The organism is Streptomyces sp. CA-251247, from assembly GCF_050952975.1.
GTDB classification, from domain to species: Bacteria; Actinomycetota; Actinomycetes; order Streptomycetales; family Streptomycetaceae; genus Streptomyces; species Streptomyces achmelvichensis.
In genome coordinates this window covers 1,145,163-1,172,150 of the sequence record NZ_CP191861.1, presented here as the reverse complement: position 1 = coordinate 1,172,150, position 26,988 = coordinate 1,145,163, and the positions used below count along the sequence as shown (strand labels likewise).

Genomic DNA, 26,988 nt, shown 5'->3' with positions numbered 1-26,988 from the left:
GCAGCGCCGGACTCGACTCGTCCCCGCGGCGTGCCACCGAGATGGTCCGCCGGAACACCGTCGGCTCCAACGGCCGTACGCCCGGCGGCGTGACCGACATGGCGGCCACCATCTCCGGTACCACCGCCACCCCGAGCCCGAACCGACCAGAGCATCGACACCGGGCGCACCGGCGGGCCGGGACAACCGACCGCCGGTACACCCTCAGTGGCGCGCCGTCAGCCGACGCGCCCGTACCAGACGCTCTTGGTCCAGATCTTTTCGAGCTTCACCCAGGAACCGGTTTTGGGGGAGTGCCAGATCTTCCCGCTGCCGGCGTAGATACCCACGTGATAGACGCTGCTGCCGGAATGGAAGAAGACGAGGTCACCCACCTGCCGTGAAGAGGCCCTGATATGACGCGTCTTGTTGTATTGCTGCTGGGCCGTACGGGGGAGCTTCTTGCCCGCCTTCTTGTACGAATACAGCGTCAGGCCCGAGCAGTCGAAGCGGGAGGGGCCCATAGCGCCGTACTTGTACGGCGCGCCCTTCTTCGACGCGGCCACCTTCAACGCCTTGCCGGCGTGGGTGGTTGCTGCGTACGCCTCCGACGAGGCACCCGGCACGAGCATGGAGCCGCCGACGGCGGCCAGGGTCAGGGCCGATACGGCACCCGCCCGTGTCATCAAGAACGGGACATGCTTCTGCGCACTCATGCGCAACCCTTCGTCAGCCGCCTGTGAAGGATGACCTGTCGGGTTCGGGCGGACGAAGGTGCCCGGCTGCATAGTGCGGCTTCACCCCGAGGGACGGCCGGACTTTCCGGCTGCCCCGTGTTGCTCGGGTCCTCCACTCCTGCCGAAGCACTTCTGTCGACCAGACGTCCGGATCGGCGGCAGGACTCGGCGTCCGCCCGGACCGCCCCGCCGAGGTGACGGGGGCTTGTCGTCCCAGGGATCTTGACCCATGGCGTGCCGGATTTCCGAGCTGAAACGGCGATATGTGAGTTTCGCCACCACTCACCTGTTCGGGTGGACAGGGGTGCTTCGCGGCTCGCCGCGCGACGGCCGAGGACGCCCGCACCAGCACCGGAATGAGTCATTCCGCCAAATCGGTAGTCATGGTGCGCAAGTTGACCGTAGGCAAATATGGTGCAACGGCTGCACCGAATGGGGTACGAGATCTCGTACCCATTTGGCGGTTGACGGCGATCCGAGGGGCCGTCAGTTCTCCGTCGGAGGTGGCAAGGTCACCCGTCGCGTCCTCCGATCGCCGTCAAGAACCCGCAGCGCCTGGCCGAGAGTCGCCGGGTGCACCTCGCTCTCGCCGCGCAGGTGCATGAGCGTCAGGGCGTCCCGCAGGGCGCTCGCCCGGCCGACGAGCGCCTGGGCCGCGCGCAGTGCGCCGTACGTGTGGGTGGAGCGGGCCGGATTGATCCGCCCCAGCAGGTCCACGACGTCGAGATAGCTGTCGATCAGTTCGCCCTCGGCGCGTGTCAGCGCGGGCAGCGGTGGCAGTTCGGGCAGCAGCATGGCGCGCCCTCACCGTGAACCGGGCGCGGAGAGCGACGTCTTGCGGTTCCGGATGACGTGGTCCAGCAGTCCGTACCCCTTGGCTCCCTCGGCGTCGAAGATCTTGACGCGCTCCAGGTCGGCCGCGATCCGCTCGGCCGTCTGGCCGGTGTGTGCCACGAGCATCGCGGCCAGTTGGGCCCGCAGCCGCAGCAACTCCTGTGCCGCGATGTCGAGATCGGTCGGCTGTCCCCGCAACGGCTCCTCGGTCGCGGGCTGTTGCACGACGATCCGCGCACCCGGCAGTGCCATGCGCTTCCCGGGCGCGCCGGCGGCGAGCAGCAGCGCCGCCGTCGACGCGGCCTGGCCCAGGCAGGTCGTCTCCACGTCGCAGGTGACGACCTGCATCGTGTCGTAGATCGCGGCCATGGCGCTGAGCGAACCGCCGGGGGAGTTGATGTAGAGCGAGATGTCCCGGTCCGGGGCCGCGTACTCGAGGTGCAGGAGCTGGGCGATCACATCGTTGGCCGCGGTGTCGTCCACCTCGGTCCCGAGGAAGACGATCCGCTCCTCCAGCAACGTGGAGTACGGGTCGAGGGTGCGGGTCCCCGAGCTCGTGCGCTCGGTGAACTGCGGCAGGACATAGCGGGCGACCGGACGGTGCATGGCGAGCCTCTTCTCCATGGGTGCGTCTCCACCGTGCGCCTGGCACGGTTCTGTAAAAAATGTACAGGACGTACAGGCGGTTATGATGGGGAGCATGGCCTACGAGATTCCGGTGACGCAAGCCCGCGCAGAGCTCGCCGATCTGATCAACCGCGTCGTCTACGGGGGCGAACGAGTCGTCGTCACCCGGCACGGAAAGCCCCTTGTCGCGCTCGTCTCGGCCGCTGACCTGGAACGACTGGAGCAGGCTCAGGACGGCGCGGAGGAGCAGGTGGTCAGCTCGGTCTCGTCCGTCGGCTCCCTCTCGTCCGCTTCCGGCGAACGGGGGCGCTTCGGACTCACGGCGGAGCACCGCCGCCCCGACTCGCACGGCTGACACGCGCCGGCGTGCCCGGGCGTGCGGCCGGAGTGAAAGCAAAAGGCCGCGCGTCCCCGTCCGCTACAGCGGGGACGCGCGGCCGGTCGTAGGTCTCAGCCGACCGGTGCCGGCACCGGTCGCTGCGACTCCTGAGACACCGTGGCGGGCTGCGCGCTCCGCCCGCCCGCCAGCACCGCGGCCAGTCCGAGCGCTGCCCACAGCGAGAGCGTGAGGACCGCTCCGCCCGCTCCGTTGCCGCCGAAGTACGAGACCGAGCGCAGCAGTTGGGCACCCGCCCCCGGCGGGAGCCACTGGCCGATCATTCCGGCAGGGTCGGGCAGCAGTTCCGGCGCGCTCGCGGCTCCCGAGAACGGGTTGCCGATCAGGACCATCAGCAGACTGCCGACGGCGATGCCACGGGTGCCGAGCAGTGCGGCGAATCCCGCGACGGCACCGGCGATGGCCAGCACGGTCAGCCCGAGGACTCCCGCTTCGGCCCACCAGTTGCCGCTCAGCAGGCCGAGCCAGCTGTGGGTGAGAGCGGCGGCCGTGAGTCCGACCAGTGCTGCCGCGCCGGTCAGTGCGAGCGCCGCTCGGCTCCCGCGCAGTCCGAGCACCGTCACCATGACTCCTGCCGCCACGCCCGCCAGGGCCAGCGGCAGGATGCTCGACGCCAGGCCGCTGCCGCGCGGATCGCCGGCGGGCGCGGCCACCACATCGGTCACCTTCACCGGCTCACCGGACGGCGCCTGCGCCGTGACCGCTTCCCTGAGCAGTCCGGCGACCACGGGGCTCGCGGCGGATGCGGTCAGCAGGTGTGGCCCCTGAGGGGTGACGACCACCGCTCCGTATACAACCCGGTCCTCGATCGCCTCGCGGGCCGCGGCCTCATCGGTGTAGCGGTGCACCTCGAAGGCGTCCGGCCGCTGTTCCAGGCGCTGTTCGACCTGGGTGACCGCGGACGCCGGGCCGGCGACGCCGATGGGGAGATCCCGGGGAGCGGTCCGGGCGGCGGGCCAGGCGAAGGCCCACAGGGCCAGCGCGACCAGGGTGGGGACGAGGGCCATCACCGCGATGGCGCGATGGGTCGGCGTAGCGGACATCGTGCGCCTCGATTCAAAGAGAAGGATCGTTCGTTTTATTGGATGGCCTCACTGTCCCGCCGCGTGTCGCGCTTGTCAAGAATGAATGTTCGTTTTAAGTTTGAACCATGGCTCGCGTATCCCAGGAACACCTCGACGCCCGTCGCCGCCAGATCCTCGACGGCGCCGCGCGCTGCTTCGCCCGCAACGGCTTCCACGCCTCGTCGATGCAGGACGTCCTGCGTGAGGCGGATCTGTCGGCAGGCGCCGTGTACCGGTACTTCCGCAGCAAGGAGGAGCTCATCGCGGCCATCGCGAACGAGGCTTTCGCCGGGATCCGCGGGGCCTTCGAGGATGCCGCCCGCACCACTCCGCCCCCCACGCCCGACGTGCTGCTCGGCCGCGTGCTGCGCAGGATGCTCCAGGAGCAGGTGCCCGGGGAGGACCCGCAGGCTTTCGCCCGGCTCGTGGTCCAGGTGTGGACGGAGACACTGCGCGACGAACAGCTCGCCACCACGCTGGGGGAGGGCTACGGCGGCATGAGGCTCGCCTGGGCGAAGCTCGTCGACGCCTACCGGGACAACGGTCTGATGGCCGCCGACGTACCCGCCGACCATGTGGCGCGCACGCTCATCGCCACCGCCCAGGGGTTCATCGCCCAGCAGGCGCTCTTCGGCAACGTGGACGTCGAGGTCATCGAGGACGGGCTCCGCGGGCTCATGTCGATGAGCGAACCCGGGGCCAGTTAACGCGGTGGAAAAACGCGCGCCCTAACGTTCACCTCCCGGCAGTGGGACAGCACCGTGCAGGTCGGCACAGCGTGGGCGGCGGCGATGGGTCTCGCTGAGCCCGAACGGGGCCGGCACGGACGACAGCCACGGACGACAGGCACGGACGACAGTGAGGTGGACGCGTGCAACTCTCCCCGCACGAGCAGGAACGGCTGATGATCCATGTGGCGGCCGACGTCGCGGAGAAGCGCCGCGCCCGTGGGGTGCGGCTCAACCACCCCGAAGCCGTCGCCCTGATCACCTCACACATCCTCGAAGGCGCCCGGGACGGGCGGACCGTCGCCGAGCTGATGGCGTCGGGCCGGCAGGTCCTCGGCCGTGCCGACGTCATGGAGGGCATCCCGGAGATGATCCACGACGTCCAGGTCGAGGCGACCTTCCCGGACGGCACCAAGCTCGTCACCGTCCACGACCCGATCGTCCGAGGGGGAGGAGCCGATGATTCCCGGTGAGATCCTGTTCGCCGACGACCCCGTCCCCCTCAACGAGGGCCGCGAGGTCACACGCCTGACGGTGGTGAACGCCGCCGACCGGCCCGTCCAGGTCGGCTCCCACTACCACTTCGCCGAATCCAACCCCGGCCTGCACTTCGACCGCGCCGCGGCCCACGGCAAGCGGCTGCACATCGCGGCCGGCACCGCCGTGCGATTCGAGCCCGGCATCCCGGTGGACGTGGAACTGGTGCCCTTCACCGGACGCCGCGTCATCGCGGGGCTGCGCGGGGAGACGGGAGGCGCGCTCGATGCCTGAACTGCACCGTGCCCTCTACGCGGACCTCTTCGGGCCCACCACCGGTGACCGCATCCGGCTCGCCGACACCGATCTGCTCGTCGAGATCGAGGAGGACCGCTCCGGCGGCCCCGGACTCGCCGGTGACGAGGCCGTGTTCGGCGGCGGCAAGGTGATCCGGGAGTCGATGGGTCAGTCCCGTACGACACGCGCCGACGGAGCGCCCGACACCGTCGTCACCGGTGCCGTGATCATCGACCACTGGGGGATCGTCAAGGCCGACATCGGCATCCGGGACGGCCGGATCACCGGCATCGGCAAGGCCGGCAACCCGGACACCATGGACGGCGTCCACCCCGGCATCGTGATCGGCCCCGAGACCGAGGTCATCGCCGGCAACGGGAAGATCGTCACCGCCGGTGCGATCGACGCGCACGTCCACTTCATCTCGCCGACGCTCGTCGACCAGGCCCTCGCGACCGGGGTCACCACGCTCGTCGGCGGCGGCACCGGGCCCGCCGAAGGCACGAAGGCGACCACCATCACGCCCGGACCCTGGCACCTCGCCCGGATGTTCGAGGCCCTGGACGGTCTGCCCGTCAACATCGGTCTGCTCGGCAAGGGCAACACCATGTCCGGCGAGGCCATGCACTCCCAACTGCGCGGCGGAGCCCTGGGATTCAAGATCCACGAGGACTGGGGTGCCACGCCCGCGGTCATCGACGCCTGTCTGCGGGTCTGCGAGGAGAGCGGCGCACAGCTCGCCATCCACACCGACACCCTGAACGAGGCCGGGTTCGTCGGAGACACCCTCGCCGCCATCGCGGGCCGGACCATCCACGCGTACCACACGGAAGGTGCCGGCGGCGGGCACGCACCGGACATCATCACGGTGGTCGGTGAGCCCTACGTCCTGCCCAGCTCCACCAATCCGACCCGGCCGCACACCGTCAACACCATCGACGAACACCTCGACATGCTGATGGTCTGCCACCATCTCAACCCGTCGGTGCCCGAGGACCTCGCCTTCGCGGAGTCGCGGATCAGGCCCTCGACCATCGCGGCCGAGGACATCCTGCACGACCTCGGCGCCGTGTCGATCATCTCCTCCGACTCCCAGGCCATGGGCCGGATCGGGGAGGTCGTCCTGCGGACCTGGCAGACCGCGCATGTGATGAAGAAGCGCCGGGGCTCTCTGCCCGGGGACGGCCGCGCCGACAACCACAGAGTCCGTCGCTATGTCGCCAAATACACGATCAACCCGGCGGTCGCCCAGGGCATGGATCGCGAGATCGGCTCGGTCGAGACCGGGAAACTCGCCGACCTGGTGCTGTGGGACCCGGCCTTCTTCGGCGTCAAACCCCAGCTGGTGATCAAGGGCGGACAGATCGCCTACGCGCAGATGGGCGACGCCAACGCCTCCATCCCGACCCCGCAGCCGGTGCTGCCGCGACCGATGTTCGGTGCGCTGGGCCGGGCCGCCTCGACGGGCTCGCTCACCTTCGTGGCCCCGGCCGCGATCGAGGACGGACTGCCCGAACGCCTCGGGCTGTACAAGGAGTTCGTACCCATCACCAGTACCCGCGGTGTCACCAAGGCGGACATGCGGGAGAACGACGCCCTGCCCCGGGTCGATGTCGATCCGGACACCTTCACGGTGACGATCGACGGGGAGCCGGTCGAGCCCGCGCCCGCCGTCGAACTGCCCATGGCCCAGCGCTACTTCCTCTTCTGACCACCGATGACGACAGACGAGGTCCCGCAGACGACCGCCGACGGGCCGACACCGGCACGGACACGGACACGGACACGGACACGGACACAGACACGGACACGGACACAGACACCACCTGCGACGAGGAGCCGGTCATGAGCCGTGCCGCACTCCTCGTCCTCGCCGACGGCCGGTTCCCCGCCGGCGGGCATGCCCATTCCGGCGGCGCCGAAGCGGCCGTCAAGGCGGGCCGCATCCGTGATGCCCGGGATCTGGCGGAGTTCTGCCACGGCCGGCTCCGTACGACCGGACTCACCTCGGCCGCACTCGCTGCCGCGGCCGCCCTCGGCCTCGACCCTCTCGAACTCGACGAGGCCGCCGACGCCCGCACGCCGTCCCCCGCCCTGCGGGCGACGGCCCGCAGGCTCGGCCGGCAGATGATGCGCGCTGCCCGCGCCACCTGGCCCGGTCCGGAACTCGACGCGCTCGCTGCCGCTCTCCCGCGCGGTGCGCATCAGCCCGTCGTCATCGGGCTCACCGCCCGGGCCGCCGGGCTCGGCCCCGAGGACGCCGCGCACTGCGTCGCCTACGAGACGGTCAGCGGCCCCGCCACCGCGGCCGTACGCCTCCTGAGCCTGAACCCCTTCGACGCCACCGCCGTGCTGGCCCGCCTCGCGCCCGCGATGGACGAGGTCGCCGCGCAGGCGGCGGCAGCCGCCCGCAAGGGCATCGACGCCCTGCCCGCGGCCTCGGCGCCGCTGCTCGACATCACCGCCGAACAGCACGCGGCCTGGCCCGTACGCCTCTTCGCGTCCTGACACACCCTGGAGCCGCACCATGCACCTCGACCACACCCCCACCGGCCCCGCCGCCGTCAGCGCCGATGCTCTACGTCCCGATGGCACCCGGCGTGCCCTGCGCATCGGGCTCGGCGGACCCGTCGGCTCGGGCAAGACCGCGACCGTGGCCGCCCTGTGCCGTGCGCTGCGCGACCGGCTGTCCATCGCCGTCGTCACCAACGACATCTACACCCGTGAGGACGCCGCATTCCTGCTGCGCAACGCCGTACTGCCGCCGGAGCGCATCCAGGCGGTCGAGACCGGAGCCTGCCCGCACACCGCCATCCGCGACGACATCTCGGCGAATCTGGAAGCCGTGGAGGACCTGGAGGAGAGCGTCGGCCCTCTCGATCTGATCCTGGTCGAGTCCGGCGGCGACAACCTCACGGCCACGTTCTCCAAGGGGCTCGTGGACGCCCAGATCTTCGTGATCGACGTCGCGGGCGGTGACGACATTCCGCGCAAGGGCGGACCGGGCGTCACCACCGCCGATCTGCTCGTGGTCAACAAGACGGACCTCGCGCCGCACGTCGGCTCCGACCTCGGCCGGATGGCCACGGACGCCAAGGAACAGCGGGGTGAACTGCCGGTGGTCTTCACCTCGTTGAGGAGCGAGGAGGGCGTCGCCCCGGTCGCCGGCTGGGTGCGCGAGCAGCTCGCCGCCTGGACCGCATGAGCGTCCACGCCACCGCCCGCATCGTCGCCACCCGGGACGGGCTGCCGGTCCTGGCCGGTGCCGGGCCCCTCGCGCTGCGCCGGACCCGGCCGGCCCTGACGCAGTCCCGGGCGCACTCCCGCGTCACGGTCGTCGGTGCCATGAGCGCACCCCTCGGCGGCGACCGGCTCGCCGTCGAGGCCGACATCGGCGAAGGTGCCCGGCTCGACGTCGACTCGGCGGCCGCGACCATCGCCCTGCCCGGCCGCGGGAGTGAACAGGCCCACTACGACGTGCGGTTGACGGTCGGCGAGGACGCCGAGCTGCGCTGGCTCCCCGAACAGCTCATCTCGGTCCTGGGCAGCGACCTGCGGATGCACACACGCGTCGACCTCGCGTCCACCGCACGTCTGGTCCTTCGAGAGGAGCAGATCCTCGGCCGGCACGGCGAGGACCCAGGGACCCTGACCACCCGGCTGACCGTCCGCCGGTCCGGCCGCCCCCTGTTCGACCAGGAGCTCTCCTACGGCTCCGGCGCACCGGCCGGCTGGGACGGGGGAGCGGTTCTCGCCGGACACCGGGCCGTGGGCCAACTCCTCGCGGTACATCCGGAATGGAGCGACAAACCGTACGAAACACGTCTCTGTGGTGAGTCGGCCGTGCTGACCCCGCTCGCCGGTCCGGCCTTCCTCGTCACCGCCGTCGCCCCCGACGCCCGGCAACTGCGCCGGGTGCTCGACGACGTACTGCGCTCGGAACTGCCGTCCTGAGAAGGGCTGTTCGTCCGCCCCTTCGCGGGCGTACCGCTCAGCGGGACCGCGCATACCGGTTATTGGTTCGGTAAAGAAACACCAGTACGGCCTGTTCCCGGCAGCCCCACAGACGAAAGGATCCCCCGGAGAACTTCGACGACAGAAGGGGGAGTTCTACGTGAGACGCACAGCAGTGCTCGGCTCGGCCGGCACTCTGATGGCGGGCACCCTCATAATGGGCGCCGTCGTGGCTCCGGCGGCCAACGCCGACGGCCGCGGCGGTTCCGAGGCGCGTGGCGTTCAGCTTGCAGCCGAACGTGCCGCCAAGAAGGGCATCGACTGGGCGGACTGCCCCGCGGACTGGGCGATCGCCAAGCCCATCCAGTGCGGTTGGGTGACCGTCCCGCTCGACTACGCACGACCGAACGGCAAGCAGATCAAGCTCGCCGTCGACCGGATCGGCAACACCGGTTCGAAGGCGGACCGCCAGGGCGCGCTGATCTACAACCCCGGCGGCCCCGGCGGCTCCGGTCTGCGCTTCCCGACCCGGGTCACGGGCAAGAACCCGCTCTGGGCCAACACGGCCAAGGCGTACGACTTCGTGGGCTTCGACCCCCGCGGTGTGGGCCACTCGGCGCCGATCTCCTGCATCGACCCGCAGGAGTTCGTGAAGGCTCCGAAGGCCGACCCGGTGCCGGACAGCGAGGCCGACAAGCGTGCGCAGCGCAAGCTCGCCGCGGAGTACGCGGACGGCTGTGCCGAGCGCAGCGGCTGGATGCTGCCGCACATGACCACGCCGAACACCGCTCGCGACCTGGACGTGATCCGGGCCGCACTCGGTGAGAAGAAGCTCAACTTCCTGGGCGTCTCCTACGGCACCTACATCGGCGCGGTCTACGCGACGCTCTTCCCGGGCCATGTGCGCCGGATGATCGTCGACAGTGTGGTCAACCCGTCCCGGGAGAAGATCTGGTACCAGGCCAACCTGGACCAGGACGTCGCCTTCCAGACGCGCTGGAACGACTGGAAGGCATGGGTCGCCAAGAACGACGCCGTCTTCCACATCGGGAACACCCCCGAGAAGGTCGAGCAGCAGTGGGTGAAGCTGCGGGCCACCGCGAAGAAGGCCCCGCTCGGCGGGGTCGTCGGACCGGCGGAGCTGATCAGCTTCTTCCAGGGCGCGCCGTACTACGACTCCGCCTGGGTGCCCACCGCCCAGACCTGGAGCAAGTACATCGCCGGTGACACCCAGGCACTCGTCGACGCCGCGGCGCCGGACCTGTCCGACACCGCGGGCAACATCTCCGCGGAGAACGGCAACGCCGTCTACACGGCCGTCGAGTGCGCGGACGCCAAGTGGCCCACCAGTTGGCGCACGTGGGACCGGGACAACACCCGGCTCCACCGGGATCACCCCTTCATGACCTGGGCCAACGCCTGGATGAACCTCCCGTGCGCCACCTGGTCGTCCAAGCAGCAGACCCCGCTGAACGTGAAGTCGGGCAAGGGCCTGCCGCCGGTGCTGATCGTCCAGTCGACCCGTGACGCCGCCACTCCCTTCGAGGGCGCCGTCGAGCTGCACAAGCGGCTCAAGGGCTCGCGTCTGATCATCGAGAAGGACGCCGGCTCGCACGGTGTGACCGGACTGGTCAACCCCTGCATCAACCAGCGGGTGGACTCCTACCTGCTCAGCGGCAAGGTCGACAGCCGCGATGTGACGTGCACCCCGCACGCCACGCCGAAGCCGTAAGTCCCGGTTTCACGGAGGAGGGGCGGCCGTTCACGGCCGCCCCTCCTTCATGCCCGGCTCTTGGTCAGCCCGCGATGTCCGCCGTGCGAGGCTCGGCGACCACGGTGTAGTCGGCAGTGCGCAGCGCCAGCGAACGGTCCAGCCGTGCCGCGTTGAAGAAGATCTCCTCGTGCACCAGCAGAGCGGGGTCCACGACCAGTTCGAGTTCGGGGTCGAAGGAGAACGGCAGGATCGTGCCGCTCACACTGCCCGCGAGCCGCTCCGCCACCTCGGGCGTCGCGAACCCCGCGTACGTGCCGCCCAGCAGGCCCTTCACCGCACCGAGGTCGACCCGGCGGTCTCCCGGCACCACCGCCAGGACGTACCGCTTCTCCTTCTTGCCGATCTTCACCATCACCACGATGCACTTGGCGGCCTGCGCCAGAGTGTTCCCGCGCAGCGCGCTGACCGCCTCGGTAGCGCCCTGCTCCGCGTGCTCGATGATCCGGTACGCCGCGCCGCGCTCGTCCAGCAGCCCGATCAACTTGGCGTACATGCCGTGCTCTTCGCTCACTTCGATTCCCGTCCGCGCTCGGCCAGCCATGCGTCTTCCTCCGCGTAGGGGAAGAGGTCGACCTGCGGAGCGTACAGCTCGGCCATCCTCGGGAAGGCCTCGGTCCAGTCCCGGCCGTGCAACTGCCGGGCCAGCCACTCGACGGTCTCGGGCAGCGAGTCCTCGTAGGTGGTCACCGCCCGGTAGCCGAGCTCCCGTTCGGCCGCCGCCATGTCGTAGACGATCGGGTGCTCCACACTCCACGGCGTCACCCCGACATCGCCTCGTGGGCTCGCCCCGTCCACCAGCACGGTCTCGCTGCTCCGGCCGAGGACGGCGTCGACGGCCGCACCGATCTCCGCGACCGTCGGCGCCACGGGGTCACCGGCGTTCAGCACCCGCGACCCCGGCCGGAGGGCCGCCAGCCGGATCAGCTCCGCGAGGTTGGACACATGCACCGGATGGAAGCGGTCGCGGCCGCCGTGGGCCAGGATCCGCACCGGCCGGCCGTCCACCGCACGCTTCACGAAGTACAGCTCGCGCGGCGTGCGGCAGTGCGGACCGTGGATCGCCCCCGCACGCAGCAGCGTGGTCGCAGGACGGTCGCCGGCGGCCAGCAACTCCTGTTCCAGCGCCACCTTTCCGGTGCCGTACGTGGCGTCCCCGGGCGCCACGGTCCGCTGGGTCTCCGGGATCGGAACGGGATAGCGGGGAAAGCCGTCCGGCTCGCCCTGGGTGTCGAAACTGCGGCCCTGATCGTCCTCGTACACCGCGCCGCTGGAGATGACGACCGCCGAGCCGATCCGGTCGGCGAGAGAGCTCAACTGCCGTGCGTGGTCCGCTCCGTAGGCCACCATGTCGACCAGTACGTCACAGCCGTCGCCGAGCGCCGCCGCCAGCGCCGTGTCGTCCTCCCGGTCACAGACGACTGCCCGTACCTCCTGCGGCCAGCTCTCGTCCCTGCCACCGCGGCGGGAGAGCGCCCGCACCTCCCATCCGTCCGCGGCGAGCGCGCGCACCGCGGCCCGGCCCACCTGTCCCGTTGCTCCGACGACAACTGCGTTTCCCCTGGTCATGTCCAGCACGCTAAAGGCCCGGCCGAGGCCGGGCCCAGAAAATCAGCGGAGCGCAGATTCGCTCTCAGCGCCGCCGGCGCGGGAACTTCTTCGCCGGCTCCAGTTCCGCCTTCACATCGGCCGCGTACCGGTCGATGTACTCCTGGCCGGACAGTTCGAGGATCGCGTACATGATCTCGTCGGTGATGGCGCGGATCGCGGCCTTCTCGTTCTCCATCCCCTCGTAGCGGGAGAACTCCATCGGCTCGCCGAACCGCACGGTGACCTGCTTGATCTTCGGCAGCTTCTGCCCGGGAGGCTGGATCTCGAAGGTGCCCACCATCGCGCAGGGAACCACCGGCACGCCTGCCCGCAGAGCCATCACGGCGACGCCGACCTTGCCCTTGTAGAGCTTCCCGTCGTGCGAGCGGGTGCCCTCCGGGTAGATCCCGAGCAGCTCGCCCTTGCTCAGCACCCCGAGCCCCTCACGGATCGCGGCCTGCCCGGCCTCCTTGCCGGAGCGGTCGACCGGGATCTGACCCGCGCTGCGGAAGAACGCGGCGGTCAGCCGGCCCTTGAGGCCCGGACCGGTGAAGTACTCCGCCTTCGCCAGGAACGTGATGCGGCGCTTGATGATCGCCGGCATGAGGAAGTGGTCCGAGAACGACAGATGGTTTCCGGCGACGATCGCCGCGCCGTCCTCGGGGATGTGCTCAAGCCCCTCGATCCGGGGCCGGAACAGCAACCGCAGAAGCGGCCCCAGAATGACGTATTTGAGCACGTAATAGAACACTTCAGGGTGCTCCTCACTCGGTCCGGAATCAGGATCAGGGCCGCGTCGTCCCTGGTCAGTCGGTGTCTTGGGGACGGTCAGTTTATGTGCACGGCACGCTCCGCGTAACCGTGCCCGACGGGACGAGCCACTGCTCCGGTCGGGCGATGTGTTGCGGTTGTGACGACGTGAGGTCACTCTGGTCAGTGACCCAGAAGCGTCAGGTGCTCACTCTTCGCACTCGGGGGCCCGCATCCGAAGAGACAGCCCTGTTGCGGTGAGGAGCCACGGTCATGCACGTTCAGGCCGCCTGCCGATACACCTTGGAAGTGCAGGCAACCACAGAGCGGATCCCCCAGATCCGGCGCATTCTCGCGGCACATCTTCGGCACTGGAAGCTCGAAGCGCACATCACCCCCGTCTGTCGCGCGGTCGACGAACTGGTCGGCAACGTCGTCCAGCACGTCACGGGCGACAAGACCTGCGTGGTGGAACTGCGCTGGACCGGGCGGCATCTGATCGCGTCCGTGGCGGACAACGACAGTCATATGCCACGGCTGACCAGTTCCTGCCCGTCGAGGGGTGGTCTCGCGACCGTCGCCCTCCTCAGCGACAGCTGGGGCACGTGCGGTACGACGACCGGCAAGGTGATCTGGTTCAGCAGGCGGGTGACACAGGCCGAGCGCATGCTGCGGGCCACCCCCGCCCCCACGGCCCCGATGCCCGAGTTCAAGCCCCTCCCCGTGGACCCCGTCGTCCGGCGGGAGGCCGAGCCCGCAGCGCGGCACCGGGCCGAGGACACCGAACGCGTCCCGGTGGGTGTCGGCTGAGGCACCGGCCGGTTCGAGGCGGCGGCCCCGGGGCCGTACGGGCGATTTCTGTCGCCCGTACGCGCGACCGGGGCCGCGCGGCCGCTTGCCACCACGTCCGTCCAGGAGTGCTCTTGCCTCCGTCGGTCCGACCCTGCGTCGTTCCCCGAGCCCCAGGAGCCTTCGATGTACCGCAGTGTCACTCTTGCCGCAGCCGCCCTCATGACCCTTGCCGCCGTCGTGCCCGCGCAGGCCGCGGACGAAGAGCCCGTCGCCGGTGAGGGGCTGTTCCTGACCGTGTCCGGCAGCGAGAACACCTGGATGCGCGGGGTGATGCTGAAGTGCGCACCCGAGCCCGGTGGCCCGCACCCCGCAGCGGCGGACGCGTGCGCGGCGCTCACGAAGGCCGGCGGCGACCTCGACAAACTGCCCGCCGACCCGCACCCGTGCACCAAGAAGTTCGACCCGGTGACGGTCGAGGCCACGGGCAGCTGGCAGCAGCGCTCGATGAGCTGGCAGAAGACCTACGCCAACGCGTGCGCGCTCGACGCGGCGACCGGAGCGGTCTTCCGCTTCTGAACACCGCCCGGCAGCCGACCTGCCGGGCTCTGCCCGGCACCCCTGCCTGCTGCCGGGTGCCCGCCCGGTACGTCGTACCGGCCGAGCGCCCGCCGTCCGCCTGTGCCGCCGAGCGCCCGTGCTGTCAGCTGTTGCCGCGCGAGGCGATCACCCCGATCGTCAGCAGGCCGAGCACGACCCAGCCGAACCAGAGCCAGCCGTTGCTGCCGAGTGCTGCCGTATAGGCGGTCACGACCACCAGGGTCGAGACGGTGAGCACTCCCATCGCCTTCGTGGATCCGGACATGCGCGCCCTCCTCCGTGCGGCCACGGCCGCCCAGGCCCATGGTCACCCGCGAGGAGGACTTCGCGCTACTGCCCGTCCGCCGGCCGCGCTATCGGCTGCGTGCCTGGAGCGATGCGAGGTAGGCGTTGTACGCCTCGAGCTCCTTGTCGCCGTCCCGGTCCGCGGCCCGGTCGAGGCGCCTGGCCTGCCGCTGCTCGGAGCGGTACCACTGGAAGACCAGGGCGATCAGCACCAGCACGGACGGGATCTCGCTGAACGCCCAGGCGATGCCGCCCGCGGCGTTCTGGTCGGTGAGTGCGTCGATGCCGAGCGAGGCCGGCGGGTTCCGGTACGCGCCGATCATGGGCTCGGTCGCCATCATCAGCGCGATACCGAAGAACGCGTGGAACGGCATCCCGGCGAAGAGCTCCAGCATCCGCATCACATAGCCCGGCCGGTGCGGCCCGGGGTCCACGCCCATGATCGGCCAGAAGAAGACGAGGCCGACGGCGAGGAAGTGCACCATCATCGCGGCATGCCCCACGGTCGACCCCATCAGGAAGTCGAACAGCGGCGTGAAGTAGAGGCCGTAGAGGCTCGCGATGAACAGCGGGATGGTGAACGCCGGATGCGTCACGATCTTCATGTACCGGCTGTGCAGCAGCGCGAGCAGCACCTCGCGCGGACCCTTGCGGCCGCGGCCGGCGACCGGCAGCGCGCGCAGCGCCAGAGTGACCGGCGCCCCCAGCAGCAGCACGATGGGGGACAGCATGCTGATCACCATGTGCTGCACCATGTGCACGCTGAACATGACCATGCCGTAGTCGTTCAGCTTGGTGCACATCACCAGGGCCACGCTCAGCACGCCCACGGTGAACAGCACCGTGCGACTGACCGGCCAGCTGTCGCCGCGCCGGCGAAGCCGCAGCACCCCCCAGCCGTACAGCACCAGCGCCAGCACACAGCCCGTCAGGAAGAACGGGTCCGGGGAGAACTCCAGACCCCGCCCCAGCGTGAACGGCGGCAGATCCATCGTCATGCCGTGCCCGCTGTGATCCATCTGTGCACCCCTGTGCGTACCGATTCGTGCTTGTTGTCCGCACCAGAGTAGAACTGCCCCCGGCCGCGGTTGCGGCCGGGGGCAGTTCGCGGTCTCCCGGCTACCTCACAGGACGGTCTCGGCCTCGGCGTACCGCTCGTCCGGGACCGTCTTGAGCGTCTCGGTGGCCTCGGCCAGCGGCACCATCGTGATGTCCGTGCCGCGCAGTGCGGTCATCATGCCGAACTCACCGCGGTGCGCCGCCTCCACCGCGTGCCAGCCGAAGCGGGTCGCGAGCACACGGTCGTACGCCGTCGGGGTTCCGCCGCGCTGGACGTGACCCAGGATGACCGGGCGGGCCTCCTTGCCGAGCCGGTGCTCCAGCTCGATGGAGAGCTGCCGGGCGACGCCCGCGAAGCGCTCGTGCCCGTAGATGTCCTTGCCGCCCTCGTCCCACTGCATCGAGCCCTCGCGGGGCTTGGCGCCCTCCGCGGCGACGACGATGGCGAACCGCTTGCCCGCCTCGAAGCGTTCACCGACCCGCTTGGTGAGCTCTTCGATGTCGAACGGCCGCTCGGGGACGACGATGGCGTGGGCGCCGGCCGCCATGCCCGAGTGCAGCGCGATCCAGCCGGTGTGCCGGCCCATGACCTCGACGACCAGCACACGCTGGTGCGACTCGGCGGTGGTCTTCAGCCGGTCGAGGGCCTCGGTGGCCACCCCGACCGCCGTGTCGAAACCGAAGGTGACGTCGGTCGACGCGATGTCGTTGTCGATGGTCTTCGGCACGCCGACGATCGGCAGACCACCCTCGGAGAGGAGGTTGGCCGCCTTGAGTGTGCCCTCGCCGCCGATGGGGATGATCGCGTCGAGGCCGAGCTCGGCGACGTGTCCCTTGGCGCGTTCCACACCGTCACGCAGATGCGCCGGCTGGACACGGGAGGACCCGAGGATGGTTCCGCCGCGGGCCAGGATGCCGCCCACGGCGTCGAGGTCGAGCTTGCGGTAGTCGCACTCCAGAAGTCCCTTCCACCCGTCGTGGAAGCCGATGACCTCATCGCCGTGGTCGACGACGGCGCGGTGTACGACGGAGCGGATGACGGCGTTCAGGCCGGGGCAGTCGCCGCCGGAGGTGAGCACACCAATGCGCATTGCCCGAATTACCTTTGCAACGTGGGCGGACTCCCGGACCACGTCGTCCGGTCGGATCCCCGCCACCCTACCGGCGCGAGGCGGCGGGAACCGAACCGGGCGTCCGAGTGCTGGACGCCCGTCGCCGCGGACGCGCCGGACGTCAGGCTGCTGTCGGTCCGGCGCCCGGGGATGGCGCCGGACGCCCGGCTGTGCGCCGGTGCCGCCCGAGGTCAGGCGGGCTGGGTCGCGGTGGCGATGCGCTCGGCGCGCAGCGCCTCGTACCAGCGGTCGTCCGTCGGCGGCAGGGCGTTCACATCGAGGGCCAGCTTGAGCAGCAGGTCCGCGATCTGCGGGTTCCGCGCCATGACGGGGCCGTGCATATAGGTGCCGAACACGGTCTCGTTGTACGCGCCCTCGGTGCCGTCGCCGGTGCCGTTGCCCCGGCCGAGGATGGTGCGGGCGAACGGACGGGCCGAGGGGCCGAGGTGCGTGATGCCCTGGTGGTTCTCGAACCCGGTCAGCTGCGGAAGGCCCAACTGCGGGTCGATGTCGCCCAGTACGTCGCCGACGCACCGCTCGCCCTCGCCGCGCGTGGAGACCACGTCGAGCAGGCCGAGGCCCGGCTCGCGCTCACCGAGGTCGTTGATGAACTCGTGACCGAGGATCTGGTACCCGGCGCATACCGAGAAGATGATCGCGCCGTTGGAGGCGGCCCGGCTGAGCCCGCCGTCGCGGCGCAGCCGCTCCGCCGCGAGCCGCTGCGGCCGGTCCTCGCCGCCACCGATCAGGTAGATGTCACCGGAGGTGGGGATCGGCTGGTCGCTGCGCACGTCGATCCGCATCACGTCGAGGCGGCGCTGACGGGCCCGGCGCTCGACGACGAGGGCGTTGCCCTGGTCGCCGTAGGTGCTGAGCAGGTCCGGGTAGACCCAGACCAGACGCAGGCTGTTGTCGCTCATGCTCATGTCCTTTTCGCAGTCCCCGGTCAGTTCCCGACGCGGCGGCGCACGTCCTGGAAGGCGGTGTAGTTGGCGATCAGCTCGATCCGTCCCGGAGGGGCGAGCTGCACTGCCTCGTCGACCGTCTCGCAGACCCGGAAGTCCAGGTTCGCGACCTCCAGCCGTACGGCCAGGTCCAGCCGGCGGTCGCCGATGACGAAGATCGGGTGGCCGGCCAGCCGGGTGTAGTCGACGTCCCAGAGCCAGGAGGTGTCCGTGCCGTCGGCGCCGCGGGCGTTGACGGACAGGATGACCGGGGTCGGCGGCGGGTCGATCAGGGAGAACGTCTCGAGCCAGCCGGCCGGGTTCTTGGCGAGCAGCAGGCGCAGATCACGGCCCTGGAAGGAGACCACGTCATAGCGTCCGGCCACGGCCTGCACCGCGTACATGCGCTCCAGCGCGACCTGCGGCGGAACACCGAAGCAGGCGGCGACCGCGGCGGAGGTGGCGGCGTTGGCCTTGTTGGCGCGGCCGGGGAGCTGGAGGTGGATCGGCCAGGCCGAGCCGTGCGGGTCGAGTACGTGGTCGCCGCTGAGGACCCAGCTCGGGGCGGGGCGGCGGAAGCCGCACTCGCCGCAGAACCAGTCGTCGCCCGGGCGCTGCATCACACCGCCGCAGGACGGGCAGGACCAGGCGTCGTCCTTCCACTCCTGGCCGGCTGCGACCCACACCACGTTGGGGGACGAGGAGGCGGCCCACACGATCAGCGGGTCGTCCGCGTTGGCGATGACCATGGCCTTCGAGCCGGCAAGGCCCTCGCGCCACTTCTCGGCCAGCATCCGGGTCTCGGCGGCACGGTCGAGCTGGTCGCGCGAGAGGTTGAGCAGTGCGATCGCCTTCGGCGTCACATCGCGCGCGACGCCGGCGAGGTACTTCTCGTCGACCTCGATCACACCGAACTTGGCGTCGGAGCCACCGGCCAGGGCCGAGGTGATGCCGGCGGGCATGTTCGCACCCAGGGCGTTGGAGACGACCGGACCGCTGGCCCGCAGGGCCTCGGCGATCAGCCGGGTCGTGGTGGTCTTGCCGTTCGTCGCCGACACGAGGACGACGTCCAGATGCTGCGCGAGCCGCCCCAGCAGATCGGGGTCGAGCTTGAGCGCGACCCGGCCGCCGATCACCGATCCGCTGCCGCGTCCGGCGGCGCGCGACACCGCCGCTGCGGCCTTGCCTGCCGTCACGGCGAGCTTGGCGCGCGGCGTCAGGGGCTCCGAGTTGCCTGACATCGTCCTTGATCCTCCTTGCATCGGTCCGGCCCAGCCTATCCAGGTCCGGCCGCACGGCCCTACCTCGGCACCGCCCGAGACGTGGAGGTCACGGCTGAACGTACCCTTGCGGCCATGCGAAACCGGCCGATCCCCGGCAGTTCCGGACTCGTGAGGACCATGAGCCTCCTCGGCGATCCCGTGCTGCACGCCCCCTGCGAACCCGTCAGCGACTTCGGTCCCGGACTGAAGCAGCTCATCGAGGACATGTTCGCGACGATGTACGCGGCGCAGGGAGTGGGCCTGGCTGCCAACCAGGTGGGCGTCGGGCTGCGCGTGTTCGTCTACGACTGCCCGGACGACGAGGACGTGCGCCATCTCGGACACATCGTCAATCCGCGTCTGGTGGAGGCGGACGGGGTCACGGTCCGCGGCCCCGAGGGCTGTCTGTCGCTGCCGGGCCTCGAGGCGGGGACGCTGCGTCACGACCGTGCGGTGGTGGAGGGGACGACCGCGGACGGTGAGCAGGTGCGCGTCGAGGGGACCGGATTCTTCGCGCGCTGTCTGCTGCACGAATGCGATCACCTGGAGGGGATCGTGTACCCGGACCGGCTCACGGGCCGGCGCCGCGCGAAGGTGCTGCGGGCGGCGGCACGCGCGAAGTGGATGACGTAGAGCGGGTCCAGCCTCCGCCGCCGGCGGGAGCCGAACCGCGCGCCGCTGCTGTCCGGCGCCGCTGCCCCGGCCCCAACGAGAGGCGCTAGAAGCCGGGCCCGTCCTCGCGGTCCGGCACCTCGAACAGGCGGCCCCACAGCAGATCCGTCAAGCTGGTCACCAACTGGGCGCGTGAGCACGGGCGTTCACCGAGCCACCAGTCGCCGGCCGCGTGCATCATGCCGACCATCCCATGGCCCCACACCCGCGCGAGCTGCTCGCCGTCGGGCCCGAGGTCCACCCGCTCGTGGATCACCTTGGCGAGTTCCTCGCCGAGGCGACGCAGCAGCGGTGCCGAGTGGCGGCCGACGTCGAATCCGGCCTCCGGCTGGTGGGCGTCCTCGGCGGGATGCATGAGGAAGCGGTAGACCTGCGGTCGGGCCTCGATCGCGGCGAGGTAGGCGTCGAGCGTGGCCTCGACCCGCTCGCGCCGGTCGGCGGGCGCGTCGACGGCCACCCGCAGCGAGGCGAGCAGCGCGTCCGTGTGGCGCTTGGCGAGCGCGCGGTAGAGACCGCCCTTGTCACCGAAGTGCCGGTAGAGGATGGGCTTGGTGATGCCCGCCTCCGCCGCGATGGCGTTCATGGAGGCCTGGGGGCCGTCCCGGAGAACGACGCGGTCGGCCGCCTCCAGCAACTCGCGACGGCGCTGGTCGGCGGCCGGTCGGTCCTGGTCGGACGACTGGTGTGTGGTCTCCATATGGCTTTCTCCCCGCCGTGCGATTGCGTAACGCCTGCGCAAACTAACACCCTGCCCGCCCGTACAGGGGATCCGCCGGCATTCGGTTGACACGGGCTACTAACCGGTAACAGACTGCGGTTACCGCAAGTAACATGTACCAAGACACCGCAGTGCTGGAGGGGACATGGCCGAGTTCACGCTCGATCTCAACGACGACCAGAAGCAGGTCAGGGACTGGCTGAACGGCTTCGCCAAGGACGTGATGCGCCCGGCCGCCGCAGAGTGGGACGAGCGTGAGGAGACCCCCTGGCCGGTGATCCAGGAAGCCGCCAAGGTCGGAATCTACTCCCTCGACTTCTATGCGCAGCAGTACTTCGACCCGACCGGTCTCGGCATCCCGATGGCCATGGAGGAGCTCTTCTGGGGCGACGCCGGAATCGGTCTGTCCATTGTCGGTACGGGACTTGCGGCCGTCGGCGTCCTCGCGAACGGCACCGAGGAGCAGATCGGCACCTGGATTCCCCAGATGTACGGCGACGTCGACGATGTGAAGGTGGCGGCCTTCTGCTCCTCCGAGCCGGACGCGGGCTCGGACGTCGGCGCGATGCGGACCCGCGCGGTGTACGACGAGGCCAAGGACGAGTGGGTGCTGAACGGCACCAAGACCTGGGCGACCAACGGCGGTATCGCCAACGTCCATGTCGTGGTGGCCGTCGTCGACCCGGAGATCGGCTCCAAGGGCCACGCGTCCTTCATCGTGCCGCCGAACACCCGGGGGCTCTCCCAGGGCCAGAAGTTCAAGAAGCACGGCATCCGTGCCTCGCACACCGCCGAGGTCGTCCTCGAGGACGTCCGCGTACCGGGGTACTGCCTGCTCGGCGGCAAGGAGAAGCTGGACCAGCGCCTCGCCCGGGCCCGCGAGAGCGTGAAGGCCGGCGGCGAGAGGGTCAAGAACGCGGCCATGGCGACCTTCGAGGCCTCGCGCCCGGCCGTCGGCGCGATGGCGGTCGGCACCGCCCGTGCCGCGTACGAGGTGGCCCTCGACTACGCCAGGACGCGCAGCCAGTTCGGCCGCCCGATCATCGACAACCAGGGCATCGCCTTCCAGATCGCCGACATGCGTACCCAGATCGACGCGGCCCGGCTGCTGGTGTGGCGCGCCTCGTGGATGGGCGTGACGGGCAAGCCCTTCACCTCCGCCGAGGGTTCGATGTCCAAGCTGTACGCGAGCGAGGTGGCGAAGAAGGTCACGGCCCAGGCGGTCCAGATCCTCGGCGGCAACGGCTACACACGCGAGTACCCGGTCGAGCGCATGCACCGCGACGCGGCGATCTACACGATCTTCGAGGGCACGAGCGAGATCCAGCGACTGGTGATCGCCCGCACCCTGTCGGGCATGACCATCCGCTGATCACGGCCGGCGGGGCGGGCCCGAACGGCCCGCCCCCGCAGGCTCAGAGAAGCGCCTCGATCGCCGAGACCACCTCGGGGGAGTCCGGCTCGGTGCGCGGACGGATGCGCGCCACGACCGCGCCGTCCTTGCCGATCAGGAACTTCTCGAAGTTCCACTGCACGTCCCCGGCCTCGCCGTCCGCGTCCGCCGCCCTGGTGAGCTCGACGTACAGCGGGTGCCGCTGCGCGCCGTTCACCTCCACCTTCTCCAGCATCGGGAAGGTGACGCCGTACGTCGCCGAGCAGAAGGTCTGGATCTCCTCGGCATTGCCCGGCTCCTGGCCCGCGAACTGGTTGCAGGGCACCCCGAGGACGGTGAAGCCCTGCTCGCCGTACTGCTTCTGCAACTGCTCCAGACCGGCGTACTGCGGGGTGAGACCGCACTTGGACGCCACGTTCACCACCAGGACCGCCTGGCCCCGGTAGGCGGCGAGGGACGTCGGCTCACCGGTCAGGGTGTGCAGCGGGATGTCGTACAGCGATGTCATCTGATCTCCTCCATTGATTACGGCCGTGCCTCGATGCGGTCGGCTCAGCCGCCCAGCGGCCTGAACAGGCCTTCCTGCACGACCGATACGAGCAGGTGCCCCGACCGGTCGTAGATGCGTCCGCGGGCCAGGCCCCGCCCGCCCGTCGAGATCGGCGACTCCTGGTCGTACAGGAACCACTCGTCCGCACGGAACGGCCGGTGGAACCACATCGCGTGGTCCAGCGAGGCCATGTCGTAGCCGCGCTGCCCCCACAGCGGCTCCACCGGGATCCGGACCGCGTCCAGCAGGGTCATGTCGCTGGCGTACGTCAGCGCGCAGGTGTGCACCAGCGGGTCGTCGCCGAGAGGGCCCACCGCGCGCATCCACACCGCGCTGCGCGGATCCGACTCCTTCTCCTTGATCTCCTCGGGCGTCCAGCGCAGCCGGTCGACATAGCGGATGTCGAACGGCTGGCGGCGGGCCATCCGCTCCAGCGCCTCGGGAAGCGTTCCGAGGTGCTCGCGGATCTCCGTGGTGACCGTGGGCAGCGTCTCGGGGTCCGGGAAGTCGAGGCGGGGCGGCAGCTGGTGCTCGATGCTGCCTTCCTCCGGCCGGTGGAAGGACGCGGTCAGGTTGAAGATCGTCCGGCCCTGCTGGATCGCGGTGACCCGGCGGGTGGTGAACGACCTGCCGTCCCTGACCCGTTCTACCTGGTAGACGATCGGCACACCGGGACGGCCCGGCCGCAGGAAGTACGCGTGCAGGGAGTGCACCGGGCGCTCCCCGTCGGTGGTGCGGCCGGCCGCGACCAGCGCCTGGCCGGCGACCTGCCCGCCGAAGACCCTCTGCAGGGACTCGTTGGGGCTCAGGCCGCGGAAGATGTTGACCTCGATCTGCTCCAGGTCGAGCAGATCCACCAGGCGCTCCGCCGGGTTCGTCATCGGGTGTTCTCCTGTGTTCCTGTCATGAGCCGCATTCCTGTCGAGAGGCGCGTTCTCACAGCTGACCGACGGCGGTCACACGCACGACGGCCCGCGCCTGTTCGTCGGAGGCCGCGAGGTCGACCTCCGCGCTGATGCCCCAGTCATGGTCGCCGTTCGGATCGGCGAAGATCTGCCGGACGCGCCACAGACCGTGCGGCGCGTCCTCCTCGATGATCAGCAGCTTGGGACCGCGGGCGTCCGGGCCGGTCCCCAGCTCCTCGTACTCGTCCCAGTACGCGTCCATCGCCTCGCCCCAGGCGTCCGCGTCCCAGCCGGACTCCGCGTCAAGCTCGCCGAGATCGTTGACCCTGTCCAGCGCGGCCAGCTCCACCCGGCGGAACATCGCGTTGCGCACGAGCACCCGGAAGGCGCGCGCGTTGGCCGTGACCGGCTTGACCTGGTCGGCCCTCTCCTGAGCCTCCTCCGCGGTCTCCACCTCCGGATTGGCCAGCTGCTCCCACTCGTCCAGCAGGCTGGAGTCGACCTGGCGGACCATCTCGCCGAGCCAGGCGATCAGATCCTCCAGGTCCTCGGACTTGAGGTCGTCCGGGATGGTGTGCTCCAGCGCCTTGTACGCGCTCGCGAGATAGCGCAGCACGATGCCCTCGGTGCGCGCGAGTTCGTACCAGGAGGTGAACTCCGTGAAGGTCAGCGCCCGTTCGTACATGTCCCGGATCACGGATTTCGGCGAGACCGGGTGGTCGCCGACCCACGGGTGCGACTTCTTGTAGACGTTGTACGCGTGCCACAGCAGCTCTTCGAGAGGCTTCGGGTACGAGATGTCCTGGAGCCGCTCCATGCGCTCCTCGTACTCCACGCCGTCGGCCTTCATCTGTCCCACGGCCTCACCGCGCGCCTTGTTCTGCATCGCCGCGAGGATCTGGCGGGGGTCGTCGAGTGTCGACTCGACCACGGAGACCATGTCCAGGGCGTAGGACGGCGATTCGGGGTCGAGCAGGTCGAAGGCGGCCAGGGCGAACGTCGACAGTGGCTGGTTCAGCGCGAAGTCCTGCTGGAGGTCGACGGTGAGCCGGATGGTGCGGCCCTCGGCGTCGGGCGTGTCCAGCTGTTCCACCACTCCACCGTCCAGCAACGAGCGGTAGATGGCGATGGCCCGGCGGATGTGCCGCAGCTGTGCCTTGCGCGGCTCGTGGTTGTCCTCCAGCAGATGACGCATCGCGTCGAAGGCGTTCCCCGGCCGGGCGATCACCGAGAGCAGCATGATGTTGGTGACCCTGAAGCGCGAGGTCAGTGGCTCCGGCTCGGAGCCGATCAGCTTCTCGAACGTGGTGTCCGACCAGGCGACGAAGCCCTCCGGCGCCTTCTTCCTGACCACCTTGCGGCGCTTCTTCGGGTCGTCGCCCGCCTTCGCCAGCGCCTTCTCGTTCTCGATGACGTGCTCGGGAGCCTGGGCGACCACAAAGCCGGCGGTGTCGAAGCCGGCCCGTCCGGCGCGGCCGGCGATCTGGTGGAACTCACGTGCGCGCAGGGTGCGCACCCGGTTGCCGTCGTACTTGGTGAGCGCGGTGAACAGCACGGTGCGGATGGGCACGTTGACGCCCACTCCGAGGGTGTCCGTACCGCAGATGACCTTCAGCAGACCCGCCTGCGCCAGTTTCTCGACCAGCCGGCGGTACTTGGGCAGCATGCCGGCGTGGTGCACACCGATGCCGTGGCGCACGAAACGGGAGAGGTTCTGGCCGAACTTGGTGGTGAAGCGGAAGTTGCCGATGAGCTCGGCGATCTTGTCCTTCTCCTCGCGCGTGCACATGTTGATGCTCATCAGCGACTGCGCGCGTTCCACCGCCTGGGCCTGGGTGAAGTGCACGATGTAGACCGGTGCCTGCCGGGTCTCGAGCAGCTCGGTCAGGGTCTCGGTGATCGGCGTCGTCACGTACTCGTAGGAGAGCGGGACGGGTCGGGTCGCCGACCGGACGACCGCGGTCGGCCGGCCCGTGCGCCGGGTCAGGTCCTGCTCGAACATCGACACGTCGCCGAGCGTGGCCGACATGAGGACGAACTGGGCCTGCGGCAGCTCCAGCAGCGGGATCTGCCAGGCCCAGCCGCGGTCGGGCTCGGCGTAGAAGTGGAACTCGTCCATCACGACCTGGCCGATGTCGGCGTGCCTGCCGTCGCGCAGGGCGATCGAGGCGAGCACCTCGGCGGTGCAGCAGATGACGGGGGCGTCGGCGTTGACGGAGGCATCGCCGGTGAGCATGCCGACGTTCTCCGTGCCGAAGAGCTTGCACAGGTCGAAGAACTTCTCCGAGACCAGCGCCTTGATCGGCGCGGTGTAGAAGGTGACCTGGTCCTTCGCCAGCGCCGTGAAGTGCGCGCCCGCCGCGACAAGGCTCTTGCCCGAGCCGGTCGGGGTCGAAAGGATCACGTTCGCCCCGGAAACCACCTCGATCAGCGCTTCCTCCTGAGCCGGATAGAGCGTGATGCCCTGGCCCTCGGCCCATGAGGTGAAGGCCTCGAAGAGGGCATCGGGGTCGGCATCCGGCGGCAGCTGATCGATAAGGGTCACGCCCCCATCTTGCCTGCCTTCGGTCCGGATGAGGGAACCGGACGGTGGAGGGAAGATCACGAGCGATACGCTGACCCGTCAACTGGGCTTCAGCGCAAGCACCATGAGCTTCACCACGGGATCGACGGGGGCGGGAACGCACATGATGGGACCGGCGCATTCGCTGTCCGGGGCAGCTGCCTGGCTGGGCGTGGGCGCGGCGACGGCCGCCGCCGGGCACCCGATGCCGTGGCCGGTGCTCGTCGTCGGGGCGCTGATCTGCGCCGGCGCCGCACTGGCACCCGACCTGGACCACAAGGCGGCGACGATCTCGCGCGCCTTCGGCCCGATATCGCGCGCGCTCTGCGGAATCGTGGACAAGCTGTCGTACGCGGTCTACAAGGCGACCAAGAAGCCGGGGGACAAGCGCAGGACCGGCGGCCACCGCACCCTGACCCACACCTGGCTCTGGGCCGTGACGATCGGCGGCGGCACCTCCGCGCTGGCGATCGTCGGCGGCCGCTGGGCGGTGCTGGCGATTCTCTTCATCCACCTCGTACTGGCGGTGGAAGGGCTGCTCTGGCGGGCGGCACGCGTCTCCAGCGACGTCCTGGTGTGGCTGCTGGGCGCGACCAGCGCCTGGATCCTGGCGGGCGTCCTGGACCAGCCGGGCAACGGAGCCGACTGGCTGTTCACGGCGCCCGGCCAGGAGTACCTGTGGCTGGGGCTGCCCGTCGTGCTCGGCGCCCTGGTGCACGACATCGGTGACGCCCTGACCATCTCGGGCTGCCCGATCCTGTGGCCGATCCCCGTGGGCAACAAGCGCTGGTACCCGATCGGCCCGCCGAAGCCGATGCGGTTCCGCGCGGGCAGCTGGGTGGAGCTCAAGGTGCTGATGCCGGTCTTCATGCTGCTCGGGGGAGTGGGCGGCGCCGCGGCGCTCAACTACATCTGAGAGCTGCCCCGCGGC

Annotated in this window: 30 protein-coding genes and 1 riboswitch; of the genes, 14 read left to right on the top strand and 16 right to left on the bottom strand. The window is 70.0% G+C overall.

Going from position 1 to position 26,988, the window contains the following annotated elements; translation table 11 throughout:
- Positions 1-218 precede the first annotated feature (218 nt).
- The 3 genes from ACQPWZ_RS05025 to ACQPWZ_RS05015 all read right to left on the bottom strand — a co-directional run bounded on the left by ACQPWZ_RS05025 (position 219) and on the right by ACQPWZ_RS05015 (position 2,156).
- Positions 219-695: a C40 family peptidase gene (locus ACQPWZ_RS05025; protein WP_383239251.1), complete on the bottom strand. Its 477-nt coding sequence runs from the start codon at positions 693-695 to the stop codon at positions 219-221.
- 3 nt (positions 696-698) lie between these two features.
- Positions 699-855, bottom strand: a riboswitch (cyclic di-AMP (ydaO/yuaA leader).
- A gap of 347 nt (positions 856-1,202) precedes the next feature.
- The gene (locus tag ACQPWZ_RS05020; protein WP_340471910.1) at positions 1,203-1,511 is read right to left on the bottom strand and encodes a hypothetical protein; all 309 of its coding nucleotides are present in this window, start codon (positions 1,509-1,511) and stop codon (positions 1,203-1,205) included.
- 9 nt (positions 1,512-1,520) lie between these two features.
- Positions 1,521-2,156, bottom strand: coding sequence for an ATP-dependent Clp protease proteolytic subunit (locus tag ACQPWZ_RS05015; RefSeq protein WP_433573770.1), 636 nt, complete (start codon positions 2,154-2,156; stop codon positions 1,521-1,523).
- A 94-nt stretch (positions 2,157-2,250) separates the two neighbouring features.
- Here ACQPWZ_RS05015 and ACQPWZ_RS05010 point away from each other — a divergent pair, with 94 nt between their 5' ends.
- Positions 2,251-2,532 carry a type II toxin-antitoxin system Phd/YefM family antitoxin gene (locus tag ACQPWZ_RS05010; protein WP_340471909.1) on the top strand — a complete coding sequence of 94 codons (282 nt, stop codon included), beginning with the start codon at positions 2,251-2,253 and terminating at the stop codon, positions 2,530-2,532.
- Between the two features lie 95 nt (positions 2,533-2,627).
- On the opposite strand, the gene ACQPWZ_RS05005 is transcribed toward ACQPWZ_RS05010, so the two are convergent.
- Positions 2,628-3,617, bottom strand: a complete 990-nt coding sequence (locus tag ACQPWZ_RS05005; protein WP_433570758.1) for an ABC transporter permease — start codon at positions 3,615-3,617, stop codon at positions 2,628-2,630.
- Between the two features lie 107 nt (positions 3,618-3,724).
- Between ACQPWZ_RS05005 and ACQPWZ_RS05000 the strand changes: the two genes are divergently transcribed.
- The 8 genes from ACQPWZ_RS05000 to ACQPWZ_RS04965 all read left to right on the top strand — a co-directional run bounded on the left by ACQPWZ_RS05000 (position 3,725) and on the right by ACQPWZ_RS04965 (position 10,826).
- A complete protein-coding gene (locus tag ACQPWZ_RS05000; RefSeq protein WP_356704697.1) occupies positions 3,725-4,345 on the top strand; it encodes a TetR/AcrR family transcriptional regulator in 621 nt (206 codons plus the stop codon).
- A gap of 164 nt (positions 4,346-4,509) precedes the next feature.
- Entirely contained in the window at positions 4,510-4,839 is a 330-nt protein-coding gene (locus tag ACQPWZ_RS04995; protein ID WP_340471906.1) for an urease subunit gamma, read from the top strand.
- The gene (locus ACQPWZ_RS04990) at positions 4,826-5,137 is read left to right on the top strand and encodes an urease subunit beta (RefSeq protein WP_340471905.1); all 312 of its coding nucleotides are present in this window, start codon (positions 4,826-4,828) and stop codon (positions 5,135-5,137) included. The genes ACQPWZ_RS04995 and ACQPWZ_RS04990 overlap by 14 nt, the downstream gene beginning before the upstream one ends.
- The gene (locus tag ACQPWZ_RS04985) at positions 5,130-6,851 is read left to right on the top strand and encodes an urease subunit alpha (RefSeq protein ID WP_433570757.1); all 1,722 of its coding nucleotides are present in this window, start codon (positions 5,130-5,132) and stop codon (positions 6,849-6,851) included. Before ACQPWZ_RS04990 ends, ACQPWZ_RS04985 begins: the two co-directional genes overlap by 8 nt.
- Before the next feature lie 134 nt (positions 6,852-6,985).
- On the top strand, positions 6,986-7,648 hold the full coding sequence (locus ACQPWZ_RS04980) for an urease accessory protein UreF (protein WP_433570756.1): 663 nt from the start codon (positions 6,986-6,988) through the stop codon (positions 7,646-7,648).
- Between the two features lie 19 nt (positions 7,649-7,667).
- Positions 7,668-8,345 (top strand): urease accessory protein UreG, encoded by a 678-nt coding sequence (gene ureG, locus ACQPWZ_RS04975; RefSeq protein ID WP_433570755.1) that lies wholly within the window; start codon positions 7,668-7,670, stop codon positions 8,343-8,345.
- Positions 8,342-9,094, top strand: a complete 753-nt coding sequence (locus ACQPWZ_RS04970) for an urease accessory protein UreD (protein ID WP_433570754.1) — start codon at positions 8,342-8,344, stop codon at positions 9,092-9,094. Before ureG ends, ACQPWZ_RS04970 begins: the two co-directional genes overlap by 4 nt.
- Positions 9,095-9,293: 199 nt before the next feature.
- Positions 9,294-10,826 carry an alpha/beta hydrolase gene (locus tag ACQPWZ_RS04965; protein WP_313949103.1) on the top strand — a complete coding sequence of 511 codons (1,533 nt, stop codon included), beginning with the start codon at positions 9,294-9,296 and terminating at the stop codon, positions 10,824-10,826.
- Positions 10,827-10,890: 64 nt separating this feature from the next.
- Here ACQPWZ_RS04965 and ACQPWZ_RS04960 read toward each other — a convergent pair whose 3' ends face one another.
- From ACQPWZ_RS04960 to ACQPWZ_RS04950, 3 genes are all read right to left on the bottom strand, one after another.
- Positions 10,891-11,361, bottom strand: a complete 471-nt coding sequence (locus tag ACQPWZ_RS04960; protein ID WP_433573769.1) for a YbaK/EbsC family protein — start codon at positions 11,359-11,361, stop codon at positions 10,891-10,893.
- Between the two features lie 14 nt (positions 11,362-11,375).
- Positions 11,376-12,434 carry an NAD-dependent epimerase/dehydratase family protein gene (locus ACQPWZ_RS04955; protein WP_433570753.1) on the bottom strand — a complete coding sequence of 353 codons (1,059 nt, stop codon included), beginning with the start codon at positions 12,432-12,434 and terminating at the stop codon, positions 11,376-11,378.
- A gap of 64 nt (positions 12,435-12,498) precedes the next feature.
- Entirely contained in the window at positions 12,499-13,206 is a 708-nt protein-coding gene (locus ACQPWZ_RS04950) for a lysophospholipid acyltransferase family protein (protein WP_340471897.1), read from the bottom strand.
- Positions 13,207-13,478: 272 nt separating this feature from the next.
- On the opposite strand from ACQPWZ_RS04950, the gene ACQPWZ_RS04945 reads away from it, so the two are divergent.
- Positions 13,479-14,015 (top strand): ATP-binding protein, encoded by a 537-nt coding sequence (locus ACQPWZ_RS04945; protein WP_340471896.1) that lies wholly within the window; start codon positions 13,479-13,481, stop codon positions 14,013-14,015.
- A 165-nt stretch (positions 14,016-14,180) separates the two neighbouring features.
- Positions 14,181-14,573 carry an SSI family serine proteinase inhibitor gene (locus ACQPWZ_RS04940; RefSeq protein WP_313947681.1) on the top strand — a complete coding sequence of 131 codons (393 nt, stop codon included), beginning with the start codon at positions 14,181-14,183 and terminating at the stop codon, positions 14,571-14,573.
- A 124-nt stretch (positions 14,574-14,697) separates the two neighbouring features.
- On the opposite strand, the gene ACQPWZ_RS04935 is transcribed toward ACQPWZ_RS04940, so the two are convergent.
- The 5 genes from ACQPWZ_RS04935 to ACQPWZ_RS04915 all read right to left on the bottom strand — a co-directional run bounded on the left by ACQPWZ_RS04935 (position 14,698) and on the right by ACQPWZ_RS04915 (position 19,235).
- A complete protein-coding gene (locus ACQPWZ_RS04935) occupies positions 14,698-14,859 on the bottom strand; it encodes a hypothetical protein (protein ID WP_327685392.1) in 162 nt (53 codons plus the stop codon).
- Positions 14,860-14,947: 88 nt separating this feature from the next.
- On the bottom strand, positions 14,948-15,898 hold the full coding sequence (locus tag ACQPWZ_RS04930) for a cytochrome c oxidase assembly protein (RefSeq protein WP_327685393.1): 951 nt from the start codon (positions 15,896-15,898) through the stop codon (positions 14,948-14,950).
- 105 nt (positions 15,899-16,003) lie between these two features.
- Positions 16,004-17,029: a 6-phosphofructokinase gene (locus ACQPWZ_RS04925; protein ID WP_356704704.1), complete on the bottom strand. Its 1,026-nt coding sequence runs from the start codon at positions 17,027-17,029 to the stop codon at positions 16,004-16,006.
- Between the two features lie 212 nt (positions 17,030-17,241).
- Positions 17,242-17,970: a type 1 glutamine amidotransferase gene (locus ACQPWZ_RS04920; protein WP_313947685.1), complete on the bottom strand. Its 729-nt coding sequence runs from the start codon at positions 17,968-17,970 to the stop codon at positions 17,242-17,244.
- Between the two features lie 26 nt (positions 17,971-17,996).
- Positions 17,997-19,235 (bottom strand): Mur ligase family protein, encoded by a 1,239-nt coding sequence (locus tag ACQPWZ_RS04915; protein WP_313947686.1) that lies wholly within the window; start codon positions 19,233-19,235, stop codon positions 17,997-17,999.
- A gap of 114 nt (positions 19,236-19,349) precedes the next feature.
- Between ACQPWZ_RS04915 and def the strand changes: the two genes are divergently transcribed.
- On the top strand, positions 19,350-19,889 hold the full coding sequence (gene def, locus ACQPWZ_RS04910; protein WP_356704705.1) for a peptide deformylase: 540 nt from the start codon (positions 19,350-19,352) through the stop codon (positions 19,887-19,889).
- An 85-nt stretch (positions 19,890-19,974) separates the two neighbouring features.
- On the opposite strand, the gene ACQPWZ_RS04905 is transcribed toward def, so the two are convergent.
- Positions 19,975-20,625 carry a TetR family transcriptional regulator gene (locus ACQPWZ_RS04905; protein ID WP_340471893.1) on the bottom strand — a complete coding sequence of 217 codons (651 nt, stop codon included), beginning with the start codon at positions 20,623-20,625 and terminating at the stop codon, positions 19,975-19,977.
- Positions 20,626-20,791: 166 nt separating this feature from the next.
- On the opposite strand from ACQPWZ_RS04905, the gene ACQPWZ_RS04900 reads away from it, so the two are divergent.
- Positions 20,792-22,018 carry an acyl-CoA dehydrogenase family protein gene (locus ACQPWZ_RS04900; protein ID WP_433570752.1) on the top strand — a complete coding sequence of 409 codons (1,227 nt, stop codon included), beginning with the start codon at positions 20,792-20,794 and terminating at the stop codon, positions 22,016-22,018.
- A gap of 43 nt (positions 22,019-22,061) precedes the next feature.
- On the opposite strand, the gene ACQPWZ_RS04895 is transcribed toward ACQPWZ_RS04900, so the two are convergent.
- From ACQPWZ_RS04895 to ACQPWZ_RS04885, 3 genes are read right to left on the bottom strand one after another with little or no spacing between them, the layout of a single operon-like run.
- Positions 22,062-22,547: a glutathione peroxidase gene (locus tag ACQPWZ_RS04895; RefSeq protein WP_433570751.1), complete on the bottom strand. Its 486-nt coding sequence runs from the start codon at positions 22,545-22,547 to the stop codon at positions 22,062-22,064.
- Positions 22,548-22,591: 44 nt separating this feature from the next.
- Entirely contained in the window at positions 22,592-23,470 is an 879-nt protein-coding gene (locus ACQPWZ_RS04890; RefSeq protein ID WP_433570750.1) for an acyl-CoA thioesterase, read from the bottom strand.
- Between the two features lie 55 nt (positions 23,471-23,525).
- A complete protein-coding gene (locus ACQPWZ_RS04885; RefSeq protein ID WP_340471889.1) occupies positions 23,526-26,099 on the bottom strand; it encodes a DEAD/DEAH box helicase in 2,574 nt (857 codons plus the stop codon).
- 82 nt (positions 26,100-26,181) lie between these two features.
- Between ACQPWZ_RS04885 and ACQPWZ_RS04880 the strand changes: the two genes are divergently transcribed.
- Positions 26,182-26,973 carry a metal-dependent hydrolase gene (locus ACQPWZ_RS04880; RefSeq protein ID WP_405575773.1) on the top strand — a complete coding sequence of 264 codons (792 nt, stop codon included), beginning with the start codon at positions 26,182-26,184 and terminating at the stop codon, positions 26,971-26,973.
- Positions 26,974-26,988 lie beyond the last annotated feature (15 nt).